The sequence below is a fragment of the Pseudomonas sp. NPDC090203 genome, assembly GCF_044746765.1.
Classification (GTDB): Bacteria; Pseudomonadota; Gammaproteobacteria; order Pseudomonadales; family Pseudomonadaceae; genus Aquipseudomonas; species Aquipseudomonas putida_AD.
This window is the reverse complement of sequence record NZ_JBIVCV010000003.1, coordinates 285,139-309,125: the sequence shown is the minus strand read 5'-3', so window position 1 is coordinate 309,125 and position 23,987 is coordinate 285,139. Positions and strand designations below refer to the sequence as shown.

The 23,987-nt window shown below is 63.2% G+C and carries 19 protein-coding genes; 15 read left to right on the top strand and 4 right to left on the bottom strand.

The genetic code is table 11. From position 1 onward, the window contains the following. The first annotated feature begins 145 nt into the window (after positions 1-145). The 9 genes from ACIPO9_RS06860 to pcaC all read left to right on the top strand — a co-directional run bounded on the left by ACIPO9_RS06860 (position 146) and on the right by pcaC (position 10,527). Entirely contained in the window at positions 146-1,270 is a 1,125-nt protein-coding gene (locus ACIPO9_RS06860; protein WP_400779581.1) for a diguanylate cyclase, read from the top strand. Positions 1,271-1,389: 119 nt separating this feature from the next. Next, complete coding sequence (locus ACIPO9_RS06855; protein WP_400779579.1) at positions 1,390-3,015, top strand: NADP-dependent glyceraldehyde-3-phosphate dehydrogenase; 1,626 nt, start codon at positions 1,390-1,392, stop codon at positions 3,013-3,015. A gap of 139 nt (positions 3,016-3,154) precedes the next feature. After that, positions 3,155-3,778: a biliverdin-producing heme oxygenase gene (locus ACIPO9_RS06850; protein ID WP_274133476.1), complete on the top strand. Its 624-nt coding sequence runs from the start codon at positions 3,155-3,157 to the stop codon at positions 3,776-3,778. Continuing rightward, on the top strand, positions 3,775-5,979 hold the full coding sequence (locus tag ACIPO9_RS06845; RefSeq protein WP_400779577.1) for an ATP-binding protein: 2,205 nt from the start codon (positions 3,775-3,777) through the stop codon (positions 5,977-5,979). The genes ACIPO9_RS06850 and ACIPO9_RS06845 overlap by 4 nt, the downstream gene beginning before the upstream one ends. Before the next feature lie 328 nt (positions 5,980-6,307). Beyond that, positions 6,308-7,237, top strand: coding sequence for a pca operon transcription factor PcaQ (gene pcaQ / locus ACIPO9_RS06840; RefSeq protein WP_400779575.1), 930 nt, complete (start codon positions 6,308-6,310; stop codon positions 7,235-7,237). A gap of 126 nt (positions 7,238-7,363) precedes the next feature. Continuing rightward, a complete protein-coding gene (pcaH, locus tag ACIPO9_RS06835; protein ID WP_274133479.1) occupies positions 7,364-8,083 on the top strand; it encodes a protocatechuate 3,4-dioxygenase subunit beta in 720 nt (239 codons plus the stop codon). Positions 8,084-8,095: 12 nt separating this feature from the next. Next, the gene (gene pcaG, locus ACIPO9_RS06830) at positions 8,096-8,698 is read left to right on the top strand and encodes a protocatechuate 3,4-dioxygenase subunit alpha (RefSeq protein WP_400779573.1); all 603 of its coding nucleotides are present in this window, start codon (positions 8,096-8,098) and stop codon (positions 8,696-8,698) included. A 45-nt stretch (positions 8,699-8,743) separates the two neighbouring features. Next, positions 8,744-10,114 (top strand): 3-carboxy-cis,cis-muconate cycloisomerase, encoded by a 1,371-nt coding sequence (locus ACIPO9_RS06825; RefSeq protein ID WP_400779571.1) that lies wholly within the window; start codon positions 8,744-8,746, stop codon positions 10,112-10,114. An 11-nt stretch (positions 10,115-10,125) separates the two neighbouring features. Further along, a complete protein-coding gene (pcaC, locus tag ACIPO9_RS06820; protein ID WP_400779569.1) occupies positions 10,126-10,527 on the top strand; it encodes a 4-carboxymuconolactone decarboxylase in 402 nt (133 codons plus the stop codon). A 161-nt stretch (positions 10,528-10,688) separates the two neighbouring features. Here pcaC and ACIPO9_RS06815 read toward each other — a convergent pair whose 3' ends face one another. After that, positions 10,689-11,876: an OprD family porin gene (locus ACIPO9_RS06815; protein WP_400779870.1), complete on the bottom strand. Its 1,188-nt coding sequence runs from the start codon at positions 11,874-11,876 to the stop codon at positions 10,689-10,691. Between the two features lie 401 nt (positions 11,877-12,277). On the opposite strand from ACIPO9_RS06815, the gene ACIPO9_RS06810 reads away from it, so the two are divergent. Next, positions 12,278-13,165 carry a DMT family transporter gene (locus tag ACIPO9_RS06810; protein ID WP_274133483.1) on the top strand — a complete coding sequence of 296 codons (888 nt, stop codon included), beginning with the start codon at positions 12,278-12,280 and terminating at the stop codon, positions 13,163-13,165. Positions 13,166-13,340: 175 nt separating this feature from the next. On the opposite strand, the gene ACIPO9_RS06805 is transcribed toward ACIPO9_RS06810, so the two are convergent. Continuing rightward, entirely contained in the window at positions 13,341-14,681 is a 1,341-nt protein-coding gene (locus ACIPO9_RS06805) for an MFS transporter (protein WP_400779567.1), read from the bottom strand. Between the two features lie 306 nt (positions 14,682-14,987). Between ACIPO9_RS06805 and quiC the strand changes: the two genes are divergently transcribed. Beyond that, positions 14,988-16,895, top strand: coding sequence for a 3-dehydroshikimate dehydratase QuiC (gene quiC, locus ACIPO9_RS06800; protein WP_400779565.1), 1,908 nt, complete (start codon positions 14,988-14,990; stop codon positions 16,893-16,895). A gap of 89 nt (positions 16,896-16,984) precedes the next feature. Continuing rightward, positions 16,985-17,656 carry a TetR/AcrR family transcriptional regulator gene (locus ACIPO9_RS06795; RefSeq protein ID WP_400779563.1) on the top strand — a complete coding sequence of 224 codons (672 nt, stop codon included), beginning with the start codon at positions 16,985-16,987 and terminating at the stop codon, positions 17,654-17,656. A 187-nt stretch (positions 17,657-17,843) separates the two neighbouring features. On the opposite strand, the gene ACIPO9_RS06790 is transcribed toward ACIPO9_RS06795, so the two are convergent. After that, positions 17,844-18,710: a shikimate dehydrogenase gene (locus tag ACIPO9_RS06790; protein WP_400779561.1), complete on the bottom strand. Its 867-nt coding sequence runs from the start codon at positions 18,708-18,710 to the stop codon at positions 17,844-17,846. Positions 18,711-18,966: 256 nt separating this feature from the next. Here ACIPO9_RS06790 and ACIPO9_RS06785 point away from each other — a divergent pair, with 256 nt between their 5' ends. From ACIPO9_RS06785 to ACIPO9_RS06775, 3 genes are all read left to right on the top strand, one after another. Continuing rightward, entirely contained in the window at positions 18,967-19,734 is a 768-nt protein-coding gene (locus ACIPO9_RS06785) for a 3-hydroxyacyl-CoA dehydrogenase (protein WP_274133487.1), read from the top strand. A gap of 43 nt (positions 19,735-19,777) precedes the next feature. After that, on the top strand, positions 19,778-20,959 hold the full coding sequence (locus ACIPO9_RS06780; RefSeq protein WP_400779868.1) for an acetyl-CoA C-acyltransferase: 1,182 nt from the start codon (positions 19,778-19,780) through the stop codon (positions 20,957-20,959). A 146-nt stretch (positions 20,960-21,105) separates the two neighbouring features. Beyond that, complete coding sequence (locus tag ACIPO9_RS06775) at positions 21,106-21,879, top strand: enoyl-CoA hydratase (protein ID WP_400779559.1); 774 nt, start codon at positions 21,106-21,108, stop codon at positions 21,877-21,879. A gap of 8 nt (positions 21,880-21,887) precedes the next feature. Here ACIPO9_RS06775 and ACIPO9_RS06770 read toward each other — a convergent pair whose 3' ends face one another. Beyond that, complete coding sequence (locus ACIPO9_RS06770) at positions 21,888-23,648, bottom strand: type VI secretion system Vgr family protein (RefSeq protein ID WP_400779866.1); 1,761 nt, start codon at positions 23,646-23,648, stop codon at positions 21,888-21,890. Between the last annotated feature and the right edge of the window lie 339 nt (positions 23,649-23,987).

The following is a 23,987-nucleotide window of genomic DNA, read 5'->3' as shown; positions in this document are numbered from 1 at the left end:
CGTCGCGGGCAAGCGCGCTCCTACGAGCCTCGTCGACAAAAGGTCGGCGAGGCTTTTCTCGCCAATTGCAGCGATCCATGTTGAATACCGTCATGGCCGGGTGCCACAATCCGCCGGTCAGCGTGGCATGGACAGGCGGGATCCGATGCACCCCAATGAGTTTCAACTCGAACGCGATGTGCAGATTCGGGCGCAAGTGCGGACCGATCGTTTGCAGTTGCTGTTCCGGCAAACCTTTTTCTCGGTCACCGGCAGTTTTCTCGGCGCCCTGATGCTCAGTTGGCTGTGCTGGCAGCGTGTTGATCCTGTTGTGGTCATCCTCTGGCTGAGCGTGCTGGGTGCAGCGACCCTGCTGCGCATCGTGCTGTTGCTTGGCTATTTCCGAAGCTGCGCAGATACCCGGACCCCGGAACGCTGGGAGCGCAAGTACTGGCTGACCCTGGTGCTGACGGCCGCGGTCTGGGGCGCTGGGGCGCTGGCGTTGATGTGCAGCGGCGACCTGCTGACCCGCACGCTTGTGCTGCTGTTCGCGGTGGGCATGTCGGTCAGCGCGGTGTCGTGCTACTCGGCGTTTCGCGCCATGACCATCGCCTCCATCGGCCTTGTGTTGCTGCCCTGTACCTTCTGGCTGCTGGTCCAGCCGGACGCCACGCAGATCGGCATGGCGGTCGCCTCGCTGGTGTTCGCCTCGTTCGTCATCAGCGCAACGCGCAAACTCTCGGAGGCCATGGAAACCGCGTTCCGCCTGACCCGGGAGATGGAATACGCCCACAAACTCGCCACCCACGCCGCCCAGACCGACGAACTCACGGGGCTGAAGAACCGCCGCGCGTTCTTCCACGAGGCTGCGCTGATCTACGAACGCTGCAAGCGCAATCACCAGCCACTGGCGGTCCTGATGCTGGACATCGACCACTTCAAGCGCATCAACGATTCCTTCGGTCATCAGGCCGGGGATCAGGCGTTGCGGGAGATAGGCCGGGTGATCCGCGAATCGACCCGCGAGGTGGATATCTGCGGCCGGCTGGGGGGCGAGGAGTTCGCCATTCTGCTCACCGACGCCTCGCTGGACATCGCCCGGCAAACCGCCGAACGCCTGCGTCAGGCGGTGACCCAGGTCAGCTGTGAACAGGTGGGCGGGATTACCGCAAGCCTCGGTGTTGCGGCCATGGGGGCCGATGACCGTAGCCTGACCGCGTTGCTCAACGAGGCGGACAAGGCGATGTTCCGCGCCAAGTCCCAGGGGCGCAATCAGACGGCAACGGCCTGAGGCGAATGCTGAATCCTTTCATGTCACCCGATCGTGACATTTGCAGTAACTCTTTTCATTCTTCCCCACCTGTGGCGTAGTGTGCTCAGCACGTTACCGATTGGAAGAGGTAAAGAGAAATGACCCTGCAAAACCGCCTGGACAACCTGTATCCCCGCGCCGATGAAATCCCCGAGCAGTTCCGTGCAGGCCCCGCCATCGAGCAGCGCGAGTACCTGGTCAATGGCGAACTGCGTCAGTGGCAAGGGCCGCTGGCGCCGGTGCTCAGCCCCGTATCGCTGAAGACCGACGCGGGCCTTGAAGGCGTCGTGCTGGGCAGCACCCCGTTGATGGACGCCGACACCGCGATGACTGCGCTGGATGCAGCGGTCAAGGCCTATGACCGGGGGCAGGGCGCCTGGCCGACGATGCGCGTGGTTGACCGCATTCGCCACGTCGAGACCTTTCTCAAGCTGATGCGCGAACAGCGCGACGCAGTCGTCACCTTGCTGATGTGGGAGATCGGCAAGAACCTCAAGGATTCGCAGAAAGAATTCGACCGTACCTGCGACTACATCGTCGACACCATCGGTGCGCTCAAGGAGCTGGATCGTCGCTCCAGCCGCTTCGAACTGGAGCAGGACACCCTGGGCCAGATCCGTCGCGTGCCGCTGGGCGTCACCCTGTGCATGGGCCCCTACAACTACCCGCTGAACGAAACCTTCACCACGCTGATTCCGGCACTCATCATGGGCAACACCGTGGTGTTCAAGCCGGCCAAGTTCGGCGTACTGCTGATTCGCCCGCTGCTGGAAGCCTTCCGCGACAGTTTCCCGGCCGGTGTCATCAACGTGATCTACGGCAGCGGCCGCGAGACCGTCAGCGCCCTGATGGCCAGCGGCAAGATCGACGTGTTTGCCTTCATCGGCACCAACAAGGCCGCCAGCGCCCTGAAAAAGCTGCACCCCAAGCCGCACCGCCTGCGTGCCGCACTGGGCCTGGACGCGAAGAACCCGGGGATCGTGCTGCCGGATGTCAACCTGGACAACGCGGTCAGCGAAGCCATCACCGGCTCTCTGTCTTTCAACGGCCAGCGCTGCACCGCGCTGAAGATCATGTTCGTGCACGAGAATGTGGTCGGCAGTTTCCTGGAAAAATTCGAAGAAAAACTCGCCCAGCTCAAACCCGGCATGCCATGGGAGCCAGGCGTTGCACTGACGCCACTGCCTGAGCCGGGCAAGACCGACTACCTGCAGGGCCTGGTGGACGATGCCGTGAGCAAGGGCGCCAAGGTGGTCAACGAAGGCGGCGGCACCACCCACGGGCAGTTCTTCTATCCGGCGGTGCTGTATCCGGTCACCCCGGAGATGCGCGTCTACCACGAGGAGCAGTTCGGCCCGGTGGTGCCGGTCGTGGCGTACCGTGATCTGGAGACCGTGATCGAATACGTGCTCGACTCCGACTTCGGTCAGCAACTGAGTATCTTCGGCAACGACTCCAAGCAGGTTGGCCGTCTGGTCGATGCCTTCGCCAATCAGGTGGGCCGGATCAACATCAACGCCCAGTGCCAGCGCGGCCCGGACAGCTTCCCGTTCAACGGCCGCAAGAACTCGGCCGAGGGCACGCTCTCGGTGCACGACGCCCTGCGGGTGTTCTCGATTCGCACCCTGGTGGCGACCAAGTTCCAGGAGAGCAACAAGGCGCTGGTCAGCGACATCATCCACAATCGCGAATCGAGCTTCCTGACCACCGACTACATCTTCTGATGCCCGGGCCGCCATCCTGTGGCCCTTTGACTGACGCACGCCCCTGACATCCCTGGGGCGTGCGTGCTTTTCTTTGCCTTGAACCCACGGCTGTCTTTACACTCCAAGGATTCCCAACTTATTTCGGACGTTGCCGCGCTTGGTTGAAACCATCCCCGAGTTACAACCCCCAAGGTGCGCAAGCACTGTCCCACCGGTCCTGCAGCTGCTGCGTGCAGCGACAGCCGAGCAGCACAGGGCGCTGGAAGCCCGGCTGCCCCTGACCCACCCCGATCTCGACCTGCCGACCTACCGGCGCATCATCCAGGCTTACTACGGCTTTCATGCGCCCTTGCAGCAGCTCATCGAGGAGTTTGCAGGGCCCCACGCTGACCCCGAGCGCCACAAGATTCCCGCACTGCTCAAGGATCTGCACGCACTGGGTCTGAGCGATGCGCAGATTCAGGCCTTGCCGCTGTGCCGCGACTTGCCGCAGCTCAACGGCCCTGCGGATCTGTTCGGTATCCTGTACGTGATGGAAGGCGCAACGCTGGGTGGCCAGGTGTTGCGGCGGATCATCGCGCAGCGGCTGGGGATCGATGCCGACAGCGGCGGCGAGTTTCTCGACGTCTATGGCCGCGATACCGGTCGGCTGTGGAAGACCTTTCTGCAACGCCTGGCCGAGTTCGATCATCCTGACCATAACCCACAGGTCGCTGACGCCGCGTGCGCGACCTTCGCCTGTTTCGCCCAATGGCTGGACCGCCAGGGAGTGCTGCAATGACGATTGCCAACGAACACAAGCTGGAAGCGTTGTTGCAGACCTGCGCCGATGAGCCCATTCGCATTCCGGGTGCCATCCAGCCCCATGGCGCGTTGCTGACGGTCGATGAGTCGAGCTGGATCGTGCAGCAGGCCAGTGCCAATGCCCAGGCACTGCTGGGTGCCGATGGCGCCGCCGCAGGCCAGCCCTTGGCCCGTTGGCTGGGTGAGGAGGCGTTCGCCTGTGTGCGTCAGGCATTGGCCAGCGGCTCGCTGGAAGACCTCGACCCGCTGTCGCTGACCTTTGCCGGGCGTGCATTCGACGGCTTGCTGCATCGCCACGACGGCCTGCTGTTTCTCGAACTTGAAGCGGTCCAGGAGGCTGACGGCACTCTGGACCGGCACCTGACCCGGACCCTGCGTCGCCTGCAAACGGCCAGGTCCCTGGCCGAGTTGTATGAGATCAGCGTCAACGAAATTCGCGCGCTGACCGGTTATGACCGGGTACTGATCTACCGCTTTGAGGAAGAAGGCCACGGCCAGGTCATCGCCGAGTCCGCGACCCCTGATCTGGACGCCTATCAGGGCCTGTTTTTCCCCGCCAGCGACATTCCGCAACAGGCCCGCGAGCTGTATCGCCTGAACTGGCTGCGGATCATCCCCGACGCAACCTATGTGCCGGTGCCGATGCTGCCTGCGCTGCGCCCCGACAACGGCCAGCCGCTGGACATGAGTTTTGCCGTGCTGCGCAGCGTTTCGCCGATTCACTGCCAGTACATCCGCAACATGGGCGTGCGCTCGTCCATGAGCATTTCCCTGCTCAAGGATGACCGGCTGTGGGGCCTGATCAGTTGCGGCAATCGCCAGCCCCTGCGCGTGCCTCACCGCTTGCGCGCGGCCTGTCAGACCATCGGCCAGGTGCTGTCGATGCAGATCAGCGCGCTGGAGGAAGTGCAAGCCCAGCGCCAGCGCGAGGCCAAGGGCAGCCTGCTGAAATCTGTGGCCCAGGCGATGGGCGAGGTCGAAGGCGACGTCTATCAGGGCTTGATCGACCACGCCCAGGACCTGCTCGCCCTGGCCGACGCCGAAGGGGCGGCGGTGCTGATCGAAGACCAACTGCACCTGATCGGCCAGTGCCCGACCGCCGAGCAGGTCAAGGCGCTGGGGCAATGGGTGCAGGCGCAGCCGGGTCCGGTGATCGAAACCGCGAACCTGAGCCGTGAATTCCCTGCTGCCGCCGACTATCCGGGCATCGCCAGCGGCCTGTTGGCCTTCAGCCTGCCCAAGCCTGTCGAGAACGCGGTGATGTGGTTTCGCCCGGAAGTGAAGGGCAGCGTGAAGTGGAGCGGCAACCCCGATGCGTCAAAGCGGGTGGTCGCCAATCGCTTGCAGCCGCGTGAATCATTCGAGGCGTGGAAGCAGGAGGTCGATGCGACCGCCAGGGCCTGGAGCGTGGGCGAGGTCTACGCGGTGTCCGATCTGCGGCGCTCGGCGCTGGAGGCGGATCTGGCGCGTCAGGTGCTGCGCGAAAAAGACGCCGTGCGCGCCCGCGATGAGCTGGTGGCCGTGGTGTCCCACGACCTGCGCAGCCCGCTGACCGCCATCGTCATGCAGTGCGGCATGATGCAGCGGGTGATCGCCGCTGACGTGAGCCCGTCTTCCAAGCGTCTGAACTCGGCCATCGACACCCTGCAACGGGCGACGGCACGTATGACCAACCTGCTGGAAGACTTGCTCGACACCTCCAAGATCGAGGCCGGACGCTATTCGATTTCGCCGCAGCCCGTGGACCTGACGCAGTTCTTCGAGGACGCCTGGTCGCTGCTGGCACCGATGGCGGTGAACAAGTTCATTGAGCTGTCCTTCACCAGCGAGCCGGGCCTCAGGATCATGGCCGACACCGAGCGCATGTTCCAGGTGGTGTCGAACCTGGTGGGCAACGCCATCAAGTTCACTCCCAAGGAAGGCCGGATCAGCGTGGTGGCGACGGTGCAGGGCGAGTTCGTCGAGATCCGTATCAACGACTCCGGCGCCGGCATCGCCCCCGACCAGTTGCCCCACGTGTTCGAGCGCTACTGGCGCATCCGCGAAGGCAACCCCAGCGGCACCGGGCTTGGGCTGTACATCTCTCAGGGCATCGTCAAGGCCCACGGCGGCGAACTGGTGGCCAGCAGCGAGGTGGGCGTGGGCAGCGAATTCCGCTTTACCGTGCCAGTGGCGTAGGCTGATATCGGCATCTGTCCGTACGCCGATCTCGCTACTGGCCATGAGCGGCTCTCGGTGTCTGGCGGTACACCGATCTCGCTTCTGGCCGTAAACGGCTGCTGGGGTCTGGCCGTACACCGACCTCGCTTCTGGCCGCAGGCCGTAGGAGCTGGCTTGTCCTGCGATCTGCTGCGCAGCAGCAGTAAAATCAGGCACCCTGGGCGTGTCAGGCAGACCGTGCACTCAGGGTTTACCGCCGCTTCGCGGCAGATCGCAGGACAAGCCAGCTCCTACGCCCTTCGGGCAGAATCAAATGCAAATCTCGCGGCATGCAAGGCTCATCAACGTGAACATCGACACCCGCATCAAATTCCGCCACTTGCTGTGCTTTCTCGAAGTCGCACGCCAAGGCAGCCTGGCCAAGGCTTCGGACAAGCTCGCCATCAGCCAGCCAGCGTTGTCCAAGACGCTCAAGGAGCTGGAAACCCTGCTGTCCGCGAGCCTGTTCGTGCGTAGCAAGAGCGGGGCGGCGTTGACCGAAGCCGGGGTGGCGTTCATGCGTTACGCCGGCCCGAGCGTGCAGGCGCTGCGTGAGGGCGTGAACAGCCTGCGTTCCGGCGAGCACGAGCCGGTGGCGGTGCGCCTGGGTGTGCTGTCCACCGTGGAAAGCCTGCTGGTGCCCGAGGTGATCCGGCGTCTGCATGAGCGGCACCCGGCGCTGGTGGTCAGCGTGGCCACCGGGCCTAGTGCCTACCTGCTGTCGCAACTGCGGCTGGGTGAACTGGATCTGGTGGTCGGGCGCATGACCGACAGCCCGCAGATCCTGGGCCTGAGTTTCGAGCACCTGTACAGCGAATCGATGACGCTTGTAGTACGCGACGGCCATCCGTTGCTGGCCGCAAGCGAAGACCGACCCTCCCTTGAAGACTTCCCGCTGGTGCTGCCACTGGCGGGCACTACTATCCGCAAGTTCGCCGACAGCCTGTTCGTCCAGCATGGCATCAGCCCGCCACGTCAGCGTTTGGAAACCCTGTCCCTGACCCTCAGCCGCCGTTACGTGCAATGCAGCGATGCGGTGTGGATCGCGCCATTCGATGCGGTGCGTCAGGATCTGGCCCGCGGCGAACTGGCCGAGCTTGAATTGGGAATTCGCGAGCCCGGCGGTTCGGTGGGCCTGTGCAGCAACCCGGCCTTGCCGTTGCCCATCGCCGCGCAGTGGTGCGTCGACACCCTGAGGGAAGTGGGGCAGGCCTACCGTGAGGGCCTTTATCCATAACCATTTGGTTATGGATGAGAGTGTTTATTTCAGTTTTGCCATAGGCGATAGCGCGGGACACTGCGCCATCGCCTGCTGTTATGTATCGCAGGCGCCAACCTCCAATAACTAAAACAGGAGACTGGCATGTCTGACGCCCACGACAGCCGCTTCGCCATTCGCGACCGCAATTGGCACCCCAAGGCCCTGACCCCTGATTACAAGACCTCGATCCTGCGTTCGCCGCGCCAGGCGCTAGTGAGCATCCCGCAATCGGTTTCCGAAACCAGCGGCCCGGACTTCACCCATCTGCAATTCGGTCGTCACGACGCTGACCTGCTGCTCAACTTCAACAACGGCGGTCTGCCGGTTGGCGAGCGCATCATCGTGGCGGGCCGGGTCATCGATCAGTACGGCAAGCCGGTGCCGCACACCCTGGTCGAGATGTGGCAGGCCAACGCGGGCGGCCGCTATCGCCACAAGAAAGACGCCTACCTCGCACCGCTGGACCCCAACTTCGGCGGCGTGGGCCGCTGCCTGACCGACCGTGACGGCAACTACAGCTTCCGCACCGTCAAGCCCGGTCCGTACCCGTGGCGCAACGGCCCCAACGACTGGCGCCCGGCGCACATCCACTTTTCCATCAGTGGTCCGTCGATTTCCACGCGGCTGATTACCCAGTTGTATTTCGAAGGCGATCCGCTGATTCCGCTGTGCCCGATCGTCAAGTCCATCGCCAACCCGGACGCCGTGCAGAGCCTGATCGCAAAGCTGGACATGAGCATGGCCAACCCCATGGATTGCCTGGCGTACCGCTTTGACATCGTGTTGCGCGGCCAGCGCAAGACCCACTTCGAAAACGTCTGAGGAGCGAAGACCATGCCCGTTCAAATTCTGTCGGAAACCCCTTCGCAGACGGCCGGCCCCTACGTGCACATCGGCCTTGCGCTGGAAGCCGCCGGCAACCCGCCCCGTGAGCAGGAAATCTGGAATGAGATGGCAAGGCCAGGCGCGCCGGGCGAGCACATTCTGTTGCTGGGCCATGTCTATGACGGTAATGGGCACCTGATCCGCGACTCCTTCCTGGAGCTGTGGCAGGCCAACGCCGACGGTGAATACGACACCGATTACGACCTCGGCAAGCCGTTCAACAGCTTTGGCCGTACCGCGACCCTTGATGAGGGCGAGTGGCTGGTCAACACCGTCAAGCCGGGCGTGGTGCGCAATGCTGCTGGTGTGCCGATGGCGCCCCACGTCAACGTCTCGTTGTTTGCCCGTGGCATCAACATTCACCTGCACACGCGGCTGTACTTCGATGACGAGGCCCAGAGCAACGCCGTCGATCCCGTGCTCAACCTGATCGAGCAGCCACAGCGGCGCCAGACCCTGATCGCCAAACGCTGCACCGTGGAAGGCAAGGTCGCCTATCGTTTCGACATCCGTGTGCAGGGCGAAAATGAAACCGTGTTCTTCGATTTCTGATCGAACCCCGATGAACAGAATGCACGAGCCGTCAGGAGTATTCCGTTGAACAGACCGGGCAATCAACTTTTCGACCGCTATTTCACCCAGGACGCCATGGGCCAGGTCTTTTCCGATCAGGGCCGTGTGCAGGGCATGCTGGATTTCGAGGCCGCCCTGGCCCGAGCCGAAGCTTGCGTGGGAGCGATTCCGGCCAGCGTGGTGGGCGACATCGAGGCCGCTTGCGATGCCTCGCTGTATGACTTCGATGCGCTGGCCGTGGCCATCGGCAGCGCGGGCAACTCGGCCATTCCGCTGGTCAAGGCGCTGGGCCGGCAAATCGCGAAGGCCAGCGAAACTGCCGAGCGTTACGTGCACATGGGCGCCACCAGCCAGGACGTGATGGACACCGGCCTGGTGCTGCAACTGCGCAAAGCCGTGGCCTTGCTGTCGCGCGACCTGGCGCTGCTGGGCGACGCACTTGCGCAACAGGCCCGGCGCCACGCCGACGTACCGATGGCCGGGCGCACCTGGCTGCAGCAGGCAACGCCCGTGACCCTCGGGGCGAAGATCGCCGGTTGGCTGGGGGCGATCACCCGTCATCGTCAGCGCCTTGGTGAACTGAAACCGCGTTTGCTCAGCCTGCAATTCGGCGGCGCGTCGGGCAGCCTCGCGGCGCTGGGCGAGATGGCTTTTCCGGTTGCCGAGGCGCTGGCCCGGGAGCTCGAACTCACGCTGCCGGACCAACCCTGGCACACCCATCGCGACCGACTGGTGGAGTTCGCCAGTTTCCTGGGCCTGGTGGCCGGCACCCTCGGCAAGATCGGCCGCGACATCAGCCTGATGATGCAGACCGAGGCTGGTGAAGTGTTCGAACCGGCGGCGGCAGGCAAGGGCGGTTCATCGACCATGCCGCACAAACGCAATCCGGTGGGGGCAGCGGTAATGATCGGCGCCGCGACCCGTGCCCCAGGGTTGGTGGCGACGATGTTCAGCGCCATGGCCCAGGAACACGAACGCAGCCTGGGGCTGTGGCATGCCGAGTGGGAAACCTTGCCGCAGTTGTGCTGCGTGGTCTCGGGGTCTCTGCAGCAAGCGCTGGCGGTGATTCCCGGCCTTGAGGTGGACGCGCCACGCATGCTGCGCAATCTGGATTTGACTCAAGGGCTGGTGCTGGCGGAAGCGGTGAGCATCGCGCTGGCGCAGCGAATCGGCCGCGATGCGGCGCATCATCTGATCGAACAGTGCTGCCGGCGAGCCGTGGAGCAGGGCAGGCATCTGCGTGAGGTACTGGGCGAGGAACCGGCCATCGGCGCCGAGCTTTCGGCCCAGGCGCTGGACAGCCTGCTCGATCCTTCGCAGTACCTGGGGCAATCCAGGCGCTGGGTCGAACGTGCGGTCGCCGATCATCAGGCTTTCAATTTCCTTCAAGCGTGAATGGATCAGATATGGACGAAAAACAACGTTACGAGGCGGGCATGAAAGTGCGCCGCGAAGTGCTGGGCGATGCCCATGTGGACCGCAGCCTGGAGAAACTGACGCCGTTCAATGGCGAGTTTCAGGAGATGATCACCCGCCATGCCTGGGGCGATATCTGGACCCGGCCGGGCCTCTCGCGCCACATCCGCAGCCTGGTCACCATCGCCATGCTGATCGGCATGAACCGCGAAGGCGAACTGCGCCTGCACCTGCGCGCCGCGAAGAATAACGGCGTGACCCGCGACGAGATCAAGGAAGTGCTGATGCAGAGCGCGATCTACTGCGGCATTCCAGCGGCCAACGCGACCTTTCATTTGGCCGAAGAGGTGTGGAGCGAGTTGGGTGTGGAGTCGTTGCATCACGCCGAATAACCCGGGTTGAACGCAAATATCGCCAACACCCCCGGATTCCTGTAGGAGCGCGCTTGCCCGCGATGGCGCCGTGTCAGGCACCCGATTCGTCTCAGGCGATTCGCCGTCGCGGGCAAGCGCGCTCCTACAGGTGAGTACCGTGGGGTGCCGACGTTTTGTGTCTACAAAATCGAAATCGGATAACTCACGATCAACCGGTTCTCATCGAACTGATTGCTGCTGAAATCCCGGCGCATGGTGGAATTTCGCCAGCGCACCGACAGGCTCTTGAACGTCCCGGTTTGGATCACGTAGGCCAGCTCCGACTCTCGCGCCCATTCCTCGCCATCCGTCACACTGCCACTGTGCACGTTATCGCCCTTGATGTAGCGGTTCATCAGGGTCAGGCCTGGCACGCCGAGGGTGGCGAAGTCGAAGTCATGGCGAACCTGCCACGAACGTTCCCGCGCGTTATCGAAACTTGAGTTGTAGCTGTCGTTGGCCAGGGTGCCGCCGCTGGTGCCGTTGACCCGCATCCAGGCGTTGTCGCCGCTGACCTTCTGCAGGCCCAGGTAAAATGTGCTGCCCTGATACCGCGCCGACAGCAGCGCCGACCAGGTGCGGTTATCCAGATCGCCGGCCCGCGCGCTGCCATCTTCCTCACCGGTGAAATACCCAAGATTGGCCCCCAGCGTCCACGGGCCGAGCGCCTGGCTGTGAATCAGGTTGAGATACTTCTGCTGGTAGATGTCTTCCAGTTGCGCATACCAGAGCCCCACCTGGGTGTGCTTGTCATTGAAGCTGTACTCGGCGCCGCCAAAGTTGAAGCGGTCCGAGGTGAACGCCGCCTTGCCGGTCATGGACATGTCTTCCATGCTCGCGTCGTTGCGTGGACTGTTGCCGCGGAACTGGCCTGCGCTCAGGGTCAGCCCGGTGAGTTCTCTGGAGGTGAGCTGCCCGCCACGGAAGGTCTGCGGCAGTGATCGCCCGTCATCCGAGCGCAGGATGGGCAGCACCGGCATCCATTCGCCGACTTTCAATTCGGTATTGGAGACTTTCGCCTTGGCCGCCACCGCCAGCCGCCCGAAGTCATCGGCAGGACGACCATCATCGTGGATCGGCAGTAACTGCGTGCCGCCCGAACCTTTGCCGCCGTCGAGCTTGACCGAGTACAGCCCCAGCGCGTCCAGGCCAAAACCCACCGTGCCCGGGGTGTAGCCCGAGCGCGCGTCGAGTATGAAGTTCTGCGTCCATTCCTGGGCGCCGCTCTGGGCGTTGGCCGGATCGACGAAATTGCGGTTGATGAAGAAATTGCGCAGGTTCAGCCCGACCTTCGCATCCTCGGCGAATCCCTGGGCCTGGCAGGCCATGGAGGTGAGGGCGATTGCAGCGGACAGCGTGCTGGGAACAAGGGATTTGTTGTGCATCGAATGGACCTTTTTTTGTAGTTATGGGCAACGCGAAACTGAGGTCCATGGTGCGAGGGCGGCCAAGGCCGTTCAATTGGCCAAAGCGGGTTTTGGGCGATTATCGAACGTTAATTAACCGGTTAGTACATTGTGTTTCCTGAGCATTTGCGTAGAACGATTATGCTTGCCGGGCAGTTGCGCCATGGACGCAGTAAGGCACGTCATCTGATGAGAGAAATACGCAGAATCTGCGATGTTTCTTTGGTTATCTGACAACGCCTTCTATATGCTTTGAGCCTCTATCCAAGTGCTCGAAGAGGCAACGGAGCCACCCGTCATCCGGTAAGACCAAAGGAACGCTGATGAGTACCCCCAGCACGCCGCTCTCCGGCGTCAACCAGCCTCTGAAGGGCATCGCGCTGATCGTCCTGGCGACATTCCTGTTTTCCACCCACGACACCCTGTCCAAGTACCTCTCCGGCATTTACCCGATCATGATGGTGGTGTGGGTGCGCTATGTGGTGCACACGGGGCTGATGGCGTGCATTTTCATGCCGTCGGCGGGGCTGCGCGTGTTGCGCACCAAAAAACCGTTGCTGCAGGCCTTGCGCGCGATGTGCCTGCTGGGGACGAGCCTGCTGTTCACCTCGGGCCTGATGTACATCCCGATTGCCGAGGCTACCGCAGTCAACTTCCTTGCGCCGTTGCTGGTCACGGCGCTGTCGGTGCCGCTGCTCAAGGAAACCGTGACGAGAGGGCAATGGATCGCCGTGCTGGTGGGGTTCAGCGGGGTGATGGTTATCGTGCATCCGGGAGGCGAATTGTTCACCCCTGCGGTGCTGTTGCCGCTGGCGTCGGCGTTGTGTTTCGCGTTTTATCAGCTGTTGACCCGGTTGGTGGCCGCCCATGACAGCCCGACCACCAGTAACTTCTTCGCCGGCCTGTTCAACACCTTGTTGATGAGCGCCATCGTGCCCTTCTTCTGGCAGTCACCGGAGTGGAAACACCTGCCGTTCATGCTGGCCCTGGGGACCTGCGGGATGGTTGCGCACCTGATGCTGACCCAGGCGTTTCGCTTCGCGGCGCCGGCGATCCTGGCGCCGTTCAGCTATTGCCAGATCGTGTTCGCCGGGTTGTGGGGCTACATCGTGTTCGACCATGCGCCGTCACTCACGGCACAGGCGGGCATCGCGATCATCTGCCTCAGCGGCCTGGCGGCAGCGTGGCAGCAACGCAAGAAGGGCGGGTAGGGCGCAGGAATGCACTTGCCGGCGAAGGCGACCTCAAGATCGCCCCGCCGGCAAGCGGAGCGCCGCCCGGCCGGGCTGCTACGGACCGCATGAACAACGACATACCCGTAGCAGCCGGGCTTGCCCGCGGGAGCGATCTCAAGACCGCCCCCAGCATCCGAACCTGCCGCTACGTTTAGGCTTCAACCTTGCGCGGCGCCATGAAATACATCCACAGCAGCGCAATGAAATACATCGCAGGGATCAGGGTAAACAACACCGCATAATTGTTGTGCGTCGCAGTCAGCACCGCGCCAACGATCTGTGTCATGAACATCCCGCCGATGGCCGCGCACATCCCGCCGAAGCCAAACACCGTGCTCATCATGTGCTTGGGCGTGTAGTCCATCACCAGGCTCCAGATGTTGGCGGTCCAGGCCTGATGCGCGCCGACAGCCAGGGCAATCGCAGCCACCGCGACCCACAGCCCGCTGGCATTGGCGGCGAACACCACGCTGATGATGGTCAGGGCGAAGATCAGCATCGAGATCAGGCGCGAGGTGGTGGCGCGCACGCCACGACCAATCAGCCAGGAGGACAGGATGCCGCCGCCGATGCTGCCGAAGTCCGCCGTCAGCCAGATCAGCATCAGGGGAATGCCCATCTGCGTCACGCTGATGCCCAGGTTGTATTGCTGGTTCAAGAAAGGCGGCAGCCAGTACAGGTAGAACCAGAACACCGGTGCAGTCAGTGCGTAGGCAATGGCGAATGCCCAGGTGCCGCGCATTTTCAGAATTCGCGAGAACGGCACCTTCTCGGCCACCGGCTCAGGTTCACTGGCCTGATTGATGTAGTCCAGCTCGCTCTGACGCACAGTCGGATGTTCTTCAGGGTTGAAGTACTTCAGGCGCCAGGTGATGACCCACATCAGCCCGAGCGAGCCCATGCAGATGAACGCCGCCTGCCAGCCCCACACACTGAGAATCAGCGGCAGCAGGGCGGGGGTGACCATGGCGCCGACGTTGGTGCCGGCGTTGAAAATCCCGGTCGCCACGGCGCGTTCGCCAGCGGGGAACCACAGCCGTGTGGTCTTGACGCAGGCCGGGTAGTTGGCCGCCTCCGTCATGCCGAGGATGAAACGACACACCATGAAGCCGACCGCTGAAGTTGCCAGGCCATGGGCACCGGTGGCGAAGCTCCAGAGCAGCACCGCCAGGAAGAAGGCGCGCTTGACGCCCACCTTGTCGATGAACCGGCCTTGCAGCACGAAGCCAATGGCGTAGCCGACCTGGAACCAGAAGTTGATGTTGGCGTAGTCCATGGCCGTCCAGCTCATCTGTTTGGCCAGGACCGGTTGCATCACGCCCAGGGCGGCGCGGTCGATGTAGTTCAGGGCGGTGGCGCAGAACACCAGGGCGAGCATGCCCCAGCGGGTCTTGCCGACGGCGAGGGCGCCGCGGATTTTTTCGCCGATCCCGGCGTGAGGGTGCACGGGAGTGGCGGCGGCCGGCGCAGGCGAAGCAGGGTATGAGCGCATGAGCATGTAACCTGTCTTGGAATTGTTATGGTCTGGTTCGGGTATTGCGTACAGCGATGCAGGGCGGCATTGGGCCAGTAGCATCGGGTGAAACGGTGTCCTTGTCCGACAATGTGCAGTCGATGGTGGGCGCCGTGGCAATGACCGTCAATTGACTCAGAACGCTTTTGGGCGATTATCGAACACAAAACTAACCAGTCCGTACATTTAAATTGCGGTGACAGAATACCCAGAGAATAATCGCTTTGACACCTGAGCATCCCCACAAGAACTGTCCGTCAGGTGCATTTATTCAGGAGTCAGAACATGCAGCGCTCGATTGCCACCGTTTCCTTGAGCGGAACCCTGCCGGAAAAGCTCGAAGCCATTGCCGCCGCCGGGTTTGACGGCGTCGAAATCTTCGAAAACGACCTTCTGTACTACGACGGCAGCCCGCGCAACGTGCGCCAGATGTGTGCGGACCTGGGGATCGCCATCACCCTGTTCCAGCCGTTCCGTGATTTCGAAGGTTGCCGCCGCGACCGCCTGCAGCGCAACGTCGACCGCGCCGAGCGCAAATTCGACCTGATGCAGGAACTGGGCACTGACCTGGTGCTGGTGTGCAGCAACACCGCCGCTGACTCTTTGGGTGAAGAAAACATCCTGCTGGACGACCTGTCGCTGCTGGCCGAGCGCGCCGGTGCCCGCAACCTGCGAGTGGGTTACGAGGCGCTTGCCTGGGGCCGCCATGTGAACACCTGGCAACAGGTGTGGAACCTGGTGCGCAAGGTCGATCATCCGGCGCTGGGCGTGCTGCTCGACAGCTTCCATACCCTGTCGCTGGAGGGCGATCCAGGCGCCATTGCCGACATCCCCGGCGACAAGATCTTCTTCGTGCAGATGGCCGATGCGCCGCTGCTGGCCATGGACGTGCTGGAATGGAGCCGCCACTTCCGCTGCTTCCCGGGGCAGGGCGAGTTCGACCTTCCGGGTTTCCTGGCGCCGATCCTGCGCAGCGGCTACACCGGCCCGCTGTCCCTTGAAATCTTCAACGACGGTTTCCGCGCCGCACCGCCACGGGCCAATGCCGCTGACGGCCTGCGCTCGCTGCTGTACCTGGAAGAGAAGGCCCGCCTGTTACTGGAGAAAGAGCAGCAGCCGGTGGCGCCGGAACTGCTGTTTGCACCGCCTGCCGCCAGCACCTATGACGGCGTGGAGTTTCTCGAATTTGCAGTCGATGACGCACAAGGCGCGCGCCTGGCCGGCTGGCTGGAAAACCTCGGGTTCGCACGGCTCGGCCAGCACCGCTCCAAGGCCGTGAGCCTGCTGGGGCAGGGCGATATCAAGATCGTGCTCAACGCAGAGCCGTACTCTTTCGCCCACAGTTTCTTCGAATCCCACGGCCCGTCGCTGTGCGCCACGGCGTTGCGCGTGCAGAACGGCGACGCGGCGCTGGAGCGGGCGCGCCAGTACAAGGGCCAGCCCTATCGCGGCCTGGTGGGGCCGAACGAACGGGAAATCCCGGCGGTGCGCGCACCCGATGGCAGCCTGATCTATCTGGTCGAACCGGCAGCGCCTGGCCAGTCGATCTACGACAGCGACTTCAATATCAGCGCCACGGCGCCGGTCGAAGGCGGGTTGCAGCGTATCGACCACATGGCCATGGCACTGCCTGCCGACAGCCTCGATAGCTGGGTGCTGTTCTACAAGAGCATCCTGGATTTCGAAGCCGACGACGAAGTGGTGCTGCCTGACCCGTACGGCCTGGTAAAGAGCCGGGCCCTGCGCAGCCAGTGCAGCACCGTGCGCCTGCCGTTGAACATCTCGGAGAACCGCAACACGGCAATCTCCCACGCGCTGTCCAGCTATCGGGGATCGGGCGTGCACCACATCGCGTTTTCCTGCGACGACATCTTCGCCCAGGTGGCCCGCGCCAAGGAGGCCGGGGTGCAGTTGCTGGACATCCCGCTCAACTATTACGACGACCTCGCGGCCCGCTTCGATTTCGATGACGAGTTCCTCAGCGAACTGGCCTACTACAACGTCCTGTATGACCGCGATGCCAATGGCGGCGAGCTGTTTCACGTGTACACCGAGGCATTCGACGGGCGGTTTTTCTTCGAGATCCTGCAACGCAAGAATGACTATGTGGGCTACGGCGCGGCCAACGTCGCGGTGCGGCTGGCGGCCATGGCCAAGTCCCGCAGTGGCTCGACGCGTCAGGCACGGCTGTGACCGGCTGATGGCAAGCTGGCATATGCCGCTTCCGTAACGCGAGCATGCGGCTCATACTGGGGTGATTCCACCGTGGTCGTGAGCCAAGCATGAAAAACGTCGACGACACCCTCGCAGAAGCGCCCGTAGAGACGCCACGCAAGGGCCGCAAGAACAATCCGGAAAAGACCCGCGACGGCATCCTCCAGGCTGCCGTCGCCGAGTTCGTGGCCCAAGGCCTTTCAGGCGCCAGGGTCGACTCCATCGCTGAACGTACGCAGACATCCAAACGGATGATCTACTACTACTTCAATAGCAAGGAACAACTGTACGCCGAGGTGCTGGAAAAGCTCTACGGCGACATCCGCCACACCGAAAGCAGCCTCAAGCTTGACGTGCTCGAGCCCATGGAAGCGATCCAGCGCCTGGTCGAATTCACCTTCGATCACCACGACCGCAATGTCGATTTCGTGCGCATCGTCTGCATCGAGAACATCCACAACGGCGACAACGTCAAGCAGTCGCCGACCATTCGCGCATTGAGCCAGAACGTCTTGCACGCGCTGGACGAAACCTTGCGACGCGGGGAAAAGGAAGGGGTGTTCAGGCAGGGGGTGCAGGCGGTGGATCTGCACATGCTGATCAGTTCGTTCTGTTTCTATCGCGTGTCCAACCGCCACACGTTCTCGGAAATCTTCCAGATCGACCTGGAAGACCAGGTTACCCGCGCACGGCACAAGGCGATGATCAGCGATTCGGTGACGCGGTACCTGATGCCTTGATGGCCCCCCGGACCATGTGGGCGACAAAATCGTCGTAGCAGCCGGGCTTGCCCGCGGGGGCGTCCTCAAGATCGCTCCCGCCGGCAAGCCGTGCTGCTACGGACCGCATGGACACCAACATTCCCTGTAGGAGCGCGCTTGCCCGCGACGGCGTACTTAAGATCGCCCCCGCCGGCAAGCCGTGTTTCTACGGAATGTTCAGCGTATTGAAAAACGCCTGCATGCGGGTGGCATCGGCTTTTTTGCCGGTGAACAATTCGAACGCCTTGACCGCCTGAAACACCGCCATGGTACTCCCGTCCAACGTGCGGCAACCCAACGCCCGGGCGTCGGCGAGCAACTGCGTCTGCAGCGGGAAATAGATGATCTCCGCCACCCACAACCGGGCGTGCAGCAACGCGGCGGCCACCGGGGTGCCGGGCAGCTTGCTCATGCCCACCGGCGTGGTGTTGACCAGACCGTCCGCCTCGGCCACCGCCGTGGCCAGGTCCAGACCGACCCGCGCGCGTCCCGGTCCGAAATGCGCATTGAGGTTGTCCACCAGGCTTTGCGCCCGGCTGGGGTCCACCTCGAAAATACTCAATTGCTCAACCCCTTCGCTGAGCAATGCATGGGCCACCGCAGCCCCGGCGCCACCGGCACCCATCTGCACCACACGGCCTCGAGCCACGTCACCTAGGCCACGGCGAAACCCCTCGGCAAACCCGAGGCAATCGGTGTTATGGCCTACACGCTTGCCGTCCCGGAACACCACGGTATTGACCGCGCCGATACTGCGCGCCTCAGGGGAAAGCTCATCGAGCAGGGGAATCACCGCCTGCTTGCACGGATAGGTGATGTTCAACCCGGTGAAGCCCGTGCGCTGAGCACCCTCTATCAGCCCCGGCAGGGCCGTTATGTCGAGCTTCTGTGCATCCAGATCAATGATGCGATACAGATAGCGCATGCCCTGGGCATCGCCCTCATGTTCGTGCAGGGATGGCGTGCGCGAAGCCTGGATACCGGCGCCGATCAGGCCGGCGAGAATGGAAGGGCGTGCAGCGGTGGAGGTCATGGAAAATCACTCTTGTTATTCGGCGTTCCAGCGAGCGGTCGCCCTTTGAGCAAAATGTACCAGATAGTTAATTTTGTAGAACCCCCCGATGTCAGCCACTGGAGCAATCTGTTCGATAATCGCCCGATTCCTCGATGGCCAAAACCGCCACAAGGGATGCGCGCTTTGACTATTGCCCATTCGAGCGCAGGGGCGGAGTATTTCGCTGTTTGAGTCATCAAAGCCACAACAATAAAAGTGTAAGGAAGACACCCTCATGCAAATCCAAGGCAAGGTATTTCTGGTCAGTGGCGGTGCATCGGGTCTCGGCGCGGCCACGGCACAGATGCTGGTCGAGGCGGGCGCCAGCGTGATGCTGGTCGACGTCAACGCCCAGGCCCTTGAGGCGCAGGTCGAGAAACTGGGGAGCAACGCCCGGGCCAGTGTCACAGACATCACCGATGAAAACGCCGCCCAGGCTGCCGTCGCCAAAACCCTCGCCGAGTTCGGCCAGGTCAACGGCCTGGTGAACTGCGCGGGCATCGTCGGCGCAGAAAAAATCCTCGGCAAGGAAGGCCCCCACGCGCTGTCCAGTTTCAGCCGGGTCATCAACGTCAACCTGATCGGCAGTTTCAACCTGCTGCGTCTCGCCTCTGCGGCGATGGCCCAGGGCACTGCCGACGAAGGCGGGGAGCGCGGCGTCATCATCAACACCGCCTCGGTGGCGGCGTTCGATGGCCAGATCGGCCAGGCCGCCTACGCCGCGTCCAAGGGCGCCATCGCCAGCCTGACGCTGCCCGCCGCGCGGGAGCTGGCACGCTACGGCATCCGCGTCATGACCATCGCCCCCGGCATCTTCGAAACGCCGATGATGGCCGGCATGACCGAACAAGTGCGCGAAAGCCTGTCCGCCGGTGTGCCGTTCCCGCCGCGCCTGGGCAAGCCTGCGGAATACGCAGCCCTGGTGCGCCACATCATCGAAAACACCATGCTCAACGGCGAGGTGATCCGCCTGGATGGCGCCTTGCGCATGGCGGCTCGTTAAACGAGGAGGAATCATCATGTCACTGAACCCACGTCAGACCCTGATCGAAGACCCGGTCGTCATTGTCAGCGCCGTGCGTACGCCCATGGGCGGCTTTCAAGGCGACCTGAGCAGCCAGACCGCGCCGCAACTGGGCTCGGTGGCCATTCGTGCCGCCGTCGAGCGGGCTGGCCTGGCTGCCACCGATGTCGAACAGGTGCTGTTCGGTTGCGTACTCCCCGCAGGGCTCGGTCAGGCGCCGGCGCGCCAGGCGGCGCTGGGTGCCGGTCTTGGTAATGGCACCCTGTGCACCACCTTGAACAAGATGTGCGGCTCGGGCATGCAGGCGGCCATCATGGGCCACGACCTGCTGCTGGCGGGCAGCGCCGAGGTGGTGGTCGCGGGGGGCATGGAGAGCATGTCCAACGCGCCCTACCTGCTGGACAAGGCCCGGGCCGGCTACCGTATGGGCCACGGCAAGGTCATCGACCACATGTTCTTCGACGGCCTGGAAGATGCCTACGAACGCGGTCGGCTGATGGGTACATTCGCCGAGGAATGCGCCTCTTTCGAAAGCTTCAGCCGTGAGGCACAGGATGCCTTTGCCATCGCCTCCCTGACCCGGGCCCAGGACGCGATCAAGGAAGGCCGTTTCGACGCCGAAATCGTTCCGGTGCAGGTCACCGCCGGCAAGGAACAGAAAACCATCACCCAGGATGAGCAACCGCCCAAGGCCCGCCTGGACAAGATCCCCGACCTCAAGCCTGCATTCCGCCAGGGCGGCACGGTAACAGCGGCCAACTCCAGCTCGATTTCCGACGGCGCTGCGGCACTGGTGCTGATGCGCCAGTCCGAAGCCCGGCGTCGCGGGTTGCAGCCTTTGGCGGTGATTCGTGGCCATGCGGCCTACGCCAACAAGCCGGGCCTGTTTCCAACGGCGCCGATTGGCGCGATTGAAAAGCTCATGAGCAAGACCGGCTGGACGCTGAGCGACGTCGATCTGTTCGAGATCAACGAAGCCTTCGCCGTGGTGGCGCTGGTGGCCATGAGCAAGCTCGAATTGTCCCATGAAAAGGTCAACGTCAACGGCGGGGCATGTGCCTTGGGCCATCCGATCGGTGCGTCGGGTGCGCGGATTCTGGTGACCCTGCTCTCGGCCCTGAAACAGCGCGGTTTGCAGCGCGGCGTCGCGGCGATCTGCATCGGCGGTGGCGAGGCGACGGCCATGGCGGTGGAATTGGTGTAGCCCGCCGAGACGCCGACGCCGGCAAGCCGGACAGCTACGAGGGCGCACACTGTCCCCGTAGCAGCCGGGCTTGCCCGCGGGGACGTCCGCAAACGCGCCGCCGTCCCTGAACCGACCCACCTCATACAACAAAACGGACAAACCCCATGAGCTACACAACGATCCTCAAAGAAATTCAAGGCCGCGTGGCACTGATCACCCTCAACCGCCCCCAGGCGCTGAACGCGCTCAACGCACAACTGATCAGCGAACTGAACCAGGCCCTGGACGAACTCGAAAGCAACCGCGACATCGGCTGCATCGTCCTCACCGGTTCCGCGAAAGCCTTCGCCGCCGGTGCCGACATCAAGGAAATGGCCGAGCTGACCTACCCGCAGATCTACCTCGACGACCTGTTCAGCGAAAGCGACCGGGTGGCCAACCGCCGCAAGCCGATCATCGCGGCGGTGTCGGGTTTTGCCCTGGGTGGCGGCTGCGAACTGGCGCTGATGTGCGACTTCATCCTGGCGTCCGATACCGCGAAGTTCGGCCAGCCGGAAATCAAGCTGGGCGTCCTGCCCGGCATGGGCGGCACCCAGCGCCTGACCCGCGCGGTAGGCAAGGCCAAGGCCATGGAAATGTGCCTGACCGGGCGCATGATCGACGCCGTCGAAGCCGAGCGCTCGGGGCTGGTGGCGCGTATCGTGCCTCAGGACCAGTTGCTCGAAGAAGCACTCAAGGTCGCCCATGGCATCGCCGGCAAATCGCTGCCAGTGGCGATGATGGTCAAGGAAAGCGTCAATCGGGCGTTCGAGGTCAACCTGACCGAAGGCGTGCGCTTCGAACGGCGGGTGTTTCATGCCGCGTTTGCCAGTGTCGACCAGAAAGAGGGCATGGCCGCGTTCATCGAGAAGCGCGAGCCCGACTTCAAGCACCGCTGAGCCTTGCTTCAAACGCGCCGCAGCACGCTGCGCAGCGAACGACAGTGACCCGGATGGACCAGCCACAGCGGTTTCTCCGGGCGCTGCTGCAGTCGGTTCAGCCGCACAAGGTCCTGCGGGCCGAGTCCCAGCCAGCCCAGGGCGTCCGTCTTGCCTTCGAACAGGATATCGTCGGGCGCCAGGCGTGCCAGTTGGCCCAGGTCCGGCGTACCCATGCGCACGATGTACCAGGTACAGTGGGCGAGGGGCTGCTGGTCGTCGTTGGGTAGCATCAACTGCAGGTCATGCACGGGAAAGTCTTCGTCATGCATGCCTTCGGTCTGCAACACCAGCGCCTCGACCGCGGATTCGGTAATGCATAACCTCCCGTGGGGGCTGTGCAGCGACATCGCGACCGGGCTGTCCATGTGCAACCGCTCGCCATCGCGCAGTTGCAGCACGGGCCCGACAGGCGCCTGCGAAGTGCCGTCCACTTGCAGTGTGAGGGCCAGATGGGTGGCCTGGCTTGTGTCGGCAGGGCTGCCGCAAACCAGCGGCTGATCGGGGTCGCCTTCGAAAAAGCTCACCTGCACCCGTGCTCCGGCATCGAGTACCCCGGCGCTGCTGACCACCCGCGCCCAATTGTCCTCGCCACCTTCCGGGAGGTCGGCCTGCCAGTCGTAGCGAATCCTGATTCGTCCCGCCGGGTCAGCTTGCGGATGGGTCTGTGTGGCGAGCAGCACTTCTGACACCAGCGGTTTCGGATGCGCCAGGGACGGGCGAAACGGCATCGCCCACGGCAGCACCCGAAAATCGTTGGAGTAGCTGTGCAGACGCGACTGGTCGAGTGCGTGCCTTGGGTTGTGGTCGCCGTTTCCAAAAGTCGCAGCGATGTCGTCGGTTGCCATGGCGTGAAGAATCCCGATGATGTTTTCCGCCCGCGCATCACGCAGCGGCGCCAATTGCCGCGCCCGGTGCCGTACCTCGGTCAGCAGCCATTGATCGTTGAACAGCGCATCCGGGTGACCCGCGACACGGATCACCTGTCCGCTGCGTAACCAGGGGCGGGCGCTGCGGCCCATGATATCCCGGCGTTCGCAGCGCACCCGCTCAAGGGTGCGCACGCTGACCTGATGCCGGCCTTGAGGCGTGTCGCATTCTGCGGCGTGGCTGCTGTAGCAGGTGCGCATCGACCATTGCTCGGCCAGATGCTCGACCTCAACCGCCTCGGGCCACTCGGGAAAGCCTGCCGGATCATCGGAAAACACCAGCACCTGGCGGCCGGCCAGGTGTTCGAAACGAAAGGCGATGCCTTCCTCCTCACACAGGCGTTGCAGCAGATGGAGGTCGGTTTCGTCGAACTGCACGCAGTGCTCCCGGGGTGGATATTCGCCGACCAGGCGCTCGAAGCGAAACGCGTCGTCTGCCAGTTGGTGATCGCGCAGCAGGCGCTCGATGATCTGCGGGGCTGTCAGGCCGTTCCATGCCTGGCGCCTTGTCCGGTTGGCAAGGCGCTCGACATCGGGCATCAGTCGCAGGCGATAGAGGCTCAGTTCCGGGCCTTGAAACAGAGGTCGGGCGGCCTGGATCCGGCCATGAAAGGAGTTGTGGGCAGCTTCATCCGGCCCGACGGTCAGGCGGGCATCACGCTGCAACAGATCCATGCAGTTCAGCGCCGGGTCGCGGCTGAGCAGATCCACATCGAAGCAAAAGGGCCAGTTGAGCCGCTCATGACCATTGATGCCGATGACCTGCAGATCGCTCGGGCCTTCGGCGATGGCCAAAGTCATTGTCACGTGCTGGTCGTGGTGCATCCGCTGTCTGCCCTGAAAATTGGAGGTGCAGAGGGTACGAAAACCCACAGGCCAAAAGGGCGCTTGGCAAATTTTCGGAAATGGCCTACAGATCGTGTGTGCATATCTGATGCGCTGTAGTGTCGTTTTCCGCGAAACTTATCGGCCCCAGTTTGATCGACTGGCACAGGCGGGGGTTTCATCTGGCGTGATCGCGTATAAAATGCGCCGGGCGCCGTCGATCTGTACCGGCGCAGGATTATCGATCACCTTTTCAGCATTCATCGTCACCGTCCGGCGCGCCACGCCGGGCCAGCCTGACGGTCAATCGCCACC

Coding starts and splice junctions, on each gene's coding strand:
- ACIPO9_RS06860 (WP_400779581.1), top strand. CDS start 146: ATGCACCCCAATGAGTTTCAACTCGAACGCGATGTGCAGATTCGGGCG.
- ACIPO9_RS06855 (WP_400779579.1), top strand. CDS start 1,390: ATGACCCTGCAAAACCGCCTGGACAACCTGTATCCCCGCGCCGATGAA.
- ACIPO9_RS06845 (WP_400779577.1), top strand. CDS start 3,775: ATGACGATTGCCAACGAACACAAGCTGGAAGCGTTGTTGCAGACCTGC.
- pcaH (WP_274133479.1), top strand. CDS start 7,364: ATGTCTGACGCCCACGACAGCCGCTTCGCCATTCGCGACCGCAATTGG.
- pcaG (WP_400779573.1), top strand. CDS start 8,096: ATGCCCGTTCAAATTCTGTCGGAAACCCCTTCGCAGACGGCCGGCCCC.
- pcaC (WP_400779569.1), top strand. CDS start 10,126: ATGGACGAAAAACAACGTTACGAGGCGGGCATGAAAGTGCGCCGCGAA.
- ACIPO9_RS06815 (WP_400779870.1), bottom strand. CDS start 11,876: ATGGCCTGCCAGGCCCAGGGATTCGCCGAGGATGCGAAGGTCGGGCTG.
- ACIPO9_RS06810 (WP_274133483.1), top strand. CDS start 12,278: ATGAGTACCCCCAGCACGCCGCTCTCCGGCGTCAACCAGCCTCTGAAG.
- ACIPO9_RS06805 (WP_400779567.1), bottom strand. CDS start 14,681: ATGCGCTCATACCCTGCTTCGCCTGCGCCGGCCGCCGCCACTCCCGTG.
- quiC (WP_400779565.1), top strand. CDS start 14,988: ATGCAGCGCTCGATTGCCACCGTTTCCTTGAGCGGAACCCTGCCGGAA.
- ACIPO9_RS06795 (WP_400779563.1), top strand. CDS start 16,985: ATGAAAAACGTCGACGACACCCTCGCAGAAGCGCCCGTAGAGACGCCA.
- ACIPO9_RS06790 (WP_400779561.1), bottom strand. CDS start 18,710: ATGACCTCCACCGCTGCACGCCCTTCCATTCTCGCCGGCCTGATCGGC.
- ACIPO9_RS06785 (WP_274133487.1), top strand. CDS start 18,967: ATGCAAATCCAAGGCAAGGTATTTCTGGTCAGTGGCGGTGCATCGGGT.
- ACIPO9_RS06775 (WP_400779559.1), top strand. CDS start 21,106: ATGAGCTACACAACGATCCTCAAAGAAATTCAAGGCCGCGTGGCACTG.
- ACIPO9_RS06770 (WP_400779866.1), bottom strand. CDS start 23,648: ATGACTTTGGCCATCGCCGAAGGCCCGAGCGATCTGCAGGTCATCGGC.